Origin of the sequence: Lentzea sp. NPDC060358 (assembly GCF_042725365.1) — a bacterium.
In the GTDB taxonomy this organism is placed as follows: domain Bacteria; phylum Actinomycetota; class Actinomycetes; order Mycobacteriales; family Pseudonocardiaceae; genus Lentzea.
Genome location: NZ_JBHXCW010000396.1, coordinates 1 through 4182, shown reverse-complemented (window position 1 = coordinate 4182; position 4182 = coordinate 1). Strand labels below are relative to the sequence as shown.

Below are 4182 nucleotides of genomic sequence, written 5' to 3'. Positions count from 1 at the left end.
TGCGGGAGCCGGTCAGCAGTTCGGGCGGCACCGCCGCTGCGACACCGCGTCCAGCAGCACGCCGCGGATGTCCTCCGGGTTCTTCGCCTGGTAGGCCTTGCCGCCGGTCGCCGCGGAGATCGAGCGGAGGGCGTCCATGTCCACCTCGTCGCCGAGGCCGACCATGATGATCGGCACGGGCTTCGCGGGGTCGGACTCCCGCTTCAGGGTCTCGATCAACGAGGCCGTGTCGATCGACGAGATGTCGTCGTTGCGGCCGTCCGTCATCAGGACGACGGAGTTGACCTTCGACGCGTCGTAGCCGGACAGGACGTGCCGGTACGCCGCCAGGGTCGTGTCGTTCAGGGCCGTGCCGCCGCCCACGATGGTGGTGAGCTGCGAGGCGCCGGCCTCCAGGCGCTTGCGGCGGGCCACGCCCGCCAGGGGTTCGCCCAGCGGCCCCATCGGGACCAGCTCGATCCAGTCGTTCGGCGGCTTCTTGTCCGTCGAGAACGCCCAGAGGCCGATCTGGGTGGTGTCCGGGAGCATCGACAGCGCGGTCATCGAGGCCTCGGTCGCCGCCTCGACGCGGGTCTTGCCGTCGCCGCTCTTCTCGATCATCGAGCCGGACACGTCGATGACGGTCAGCATCCGCATGTCGAGGCTGATGGCGCCCCACGTGCGCAGGAGCTCCGACACCTGGTCGGCGTTCGGGGTCTCGATGAGCTTCACGTCACCGGCCTGCACGCCCTCGACGTCGGTCGACCACTTCGCCGGCGCCGCGCCCTGCACGGTGCGGAAGCCCGCCTCGCCGAAGCGCTTGGACGTGTCCGCGGAGCGCAGGACCTTCTCGAACTCCGCCGCCGCCTCGCCGACGCCCTCCGGCTCGTTCGAGCGGGAAACCCGGACGAGCGGGTAGTCGAACGAGAGGGTGCCCTCCTTGGGCGGGGCGCCCACGACCACGTTGTCCTTGACGGAGCGGTTGTTCGCCACCACCGACTGCTCGGTCGCGGCGAACAGCGGCGCCTTGCCCGCGTCGGTGGTGACCTTGCCGAACGAGTCGCGCACCGACGGGACCGCGCTGCGGCCCACGCGCAGCAGGGTGCCGACGAGCTCGGGCTTGGGGGTGCCGTCCGGGTTGCCGAGCAGGGTTCTGATCACGAACAGGGAGGCGAGGCCCTCCGACGTCATCGTCGGGTCGCTCATCGAGATCTGGACCTTCGGGTCCACGACCTTCGACCACGAGACGGGCTGGACCGGGAAGCCGATCTTCGACATGGCCTGCTCCGAGCCCGCCATCACGAGCGGGCTGGACGCCAGCGAGGGCTTGATGTCCAGCTTCGGCGCCTCGGGGCCGGTCTCGGCCGACTGCCGCTGGGCTTCCGCCGCCCACATCGAGGAGTCGGGGATCCAGAGGGAGTGGGGGTTGATCTGCGCGGTCGGCAGCTCGTTCGCCACGTCGGCCGCGTTGCGCGACTCGACCTGGACCTGGACGCACCGGCCGTTCACGACCGGTTGTGACCGCTGGTAGTTCTGAGCGGCCGCGTTCACGACGTCCAGCGCGGCAGGGGTGACGGCCACCTTCAGCGGCAGCGCGCCGGAGCAGTCGGCACCACTGGTGACACGCAGTGCCACAACTGTGACGCCTGCCGCCGCGACCACTCCGAGCAGGGCGCCCACGGGGAGGGCCACCCGCCGGAACAGGCCGGGGGAGGTGTGACGTGCTGACATACAGTTACTTACCTTCGGTCACGTGTTCACTCTTTCGAGTGGCGGGGGAACACTCGGGGGAATGCATGAGGATGACATGTGACCCCCAAACGTACTGAGACGGCGTGACCTGCGTCACTCGTCTGGACGGCGGTATCTGTTCCGGATGAACCAAAGTGCGTGAACATGCGTGGCAGGGGTCACGCGCGGGAACCCAGGACCGCCTCCGCCCGTTGGTTGCTCAGTACCCGACCAGCGGGCGGTAGGCTGGTCGGACGCGGTATGTGGGTCTTCCACTGCCCGACGCGCAAGTCAGGGAGGGTCGAGGCCGCCCGCCGGCCGTAAGTGCATGGACCGCAAGCGCCTGCTTCGCAACCCGCTGCTGTGGATCGCTGCGGTGTTGCTGCTCTACTTCGTCTTCACCGTGCTCTTCGACGACTCACGGGGTTACCACCAGGTCAAGACCTCCCAAGCACTGCAACAGGTGCGCGACGGGAAGGTCAAGGAAGCCACGATCGAGGACAAGGAGCAGCGTCTCCGCCTCACCCTCACCGACGGCACCACGTTCGAGGGCAGCAACCGCCTGATCACGCAGTACCCGGCCAGTGCGACGGACGAGATCTTCAACGTCCTCGACCAGGCCGGCAACAAGCCGACCGTCGAGACCAAGGTCAGCCAGGAGTCCATCCTGATGCAGATCTTGATCTACCTCGTGCCGCTCGGCCTGCTGTTGCTGCTGCTCATGTGGATGATGAACAACGCCCAGGGCGGCGGCAACCGCGTCCTGAACTTCGGCAAGTCCAAGGCCAAGCAGCTCTCCAAGGACATGCCCAAGACGATGTTCGCCGACGTCGCGGGTGCCGAGGAGGCCGTCGAGGAGCTCGAGGAGATCAAGGACTTCCTCCAGAACCCCGGCCGCTACCAGGCGCTCGGCGCCAAGATCCCCAAGGGCGTGCTGCTCTACGGCCCGCCGGGAACCGGCAAGACGCTGCTCGCGAGGGCCGTCGCCGGTGAGGCCGGCGTGCCGTTCTACTCGATCTCCGGCTCGGACTTCGTCGAGATGTTCGTCGGTGTCGGCGCCTCCCGCGTCCGCGACCTGTTCGAGCAGGCCAAGCAGAACGCGCCGTGCATCATCTTCGTCGACGAGATCGACGCGGTCGGCCGTCACCGCGGCGCCGGCCTCGGCGGTGGCCACGACGAGCGCGAGCAGACGCTCAACCAGCTGCTCGTCGAGATGGACGGCTTCGACTCGCGCGGCGGGATCATCCTGATCGCGGCGACGAACCGCCCCGACATCCTCGACCCCGCCCTGCTGCGCCCCGGTCGCTTCGACCGCCAGATCCCGGTGTCCGCGCCGGACCTGAAGGGCCGCAAGCAGATCCTGCGGGTGCACTCGAAGGGCAAGCCGCTCGCCACGGACGCCGACCTCGACGGTCTCGCGAAGCGCACCGTCGGGTTCTCCGGCGCCGACCTCGCGAACGTCATCAACGAGGCCGCGCTGCTCACGGCCCGCCAGAACGGCACCACCATCACCGGTGCCGCGCTGGAGGAGTCGGTCGACCGCGTGATCGGCGGTCCGGCCCGCAAGAGCCGGATCATCTCCGAGAAGGAGAAGAAGATCACCGCCTACCACGAGGCCGGGCACGCCCTGGCCGCGTGGGCCATGCCGGACATCGACCCGGTCTACAAGGTCACGATCCTCGCCCGCGGCCGCACGGGTGGTCACACCCTCTCGGTGCCGGAAGAGGACAAGGACCTGATGACCAGGTCCGAGATGATCGCGCGACTGGTGTTCGCACTGGGTGGCCGGTCCGCGGAGGAGCTCGTCTTCCACGAGCCCACGACGGGCGCGTCCAACGACATCGAGCAGGCGACGAAGATCGCCCGCGCGATGGTCACCGAGTACGGCATGAGCGCGAAGCTCGGCGCCGTGAAGTACGGGCAGGAGCAGGGCGAGCCGTTCCTCGGACGCTCGGCCGGCCGCCAGGCGGACTACTCGCTGGAGGTCGCGCACGAGATCGACGAGGAGGTGCGCAAGCTCATCGAGGCCGCACACACCGAGGCGTACGAGGTGCTCAACACCTACCGCGACGTCCTCGACGACCTCACGCTCGAGCTGATCGACAAGGAGACCCTGCACCAGAAGGACCTGGAGCGGATCTTCGCCCGCGTCGAGAAGCGGCCGCGCATCACCCAGTTCAACGACTTCGGTGACCGCACGCCGTCCGACATCCCGCCGGTCAAGACGCCCGGTGAGCTCGCCAAGGAACGCGGCGAGCCGTGGCCGCCGATCGTCGAGGACGCGATCGAGGAGGAGCTGCAGCAGGAGGACGCCGCTGCCGCGGATCCGCCCACCGAGCAGCTGCCTTCGCCGAACGGCACCAACGGCGTGCACCAGCCGGCACAGCAGGGCAACCAGGCGGGCCCGCCGAACTACGGCGCCCCGCCCGGGTGGACCCCGGCGACCGTGCCCGGCGGCAAGCCGCACAACGT

General features: G+C 68.8%; 2 protein-coding genes. One reads left to right on the top strand and one right to left on the bottom strand.

Going from position 1 to position 4182, the window contains the following annotated elements; all coding sequences use genetic code 11:
* Nucleotides 1-12: 12 nt before the first annotated feature.
* Nucleotides 13-1710, bottom strand: a complete 1698-nt coding sequence (locus ACFWGZ_RS39870) for a substrate-binding and VWA domain-containing protein (protein WP_382456780.1) — start codon at nt 1708-1710, stop codon at nt 13-15.
* A gap of 328 nt (nt 1711-2038) precedes the next feature.
* On the opposite strand from ACFWGZ_RS39870, the gene ftsH reads away from it, so the two are divergent.
* Nucleotides 2039-4182: ATP-dependent zinc metalloprotease FtsH (ftsH, locus tag ACFWGZ_RS39865; RefSeq protein ID WP_382456779.1), on the top strand; the 2144-nt coding region annotated here is incomplete at its 3' end.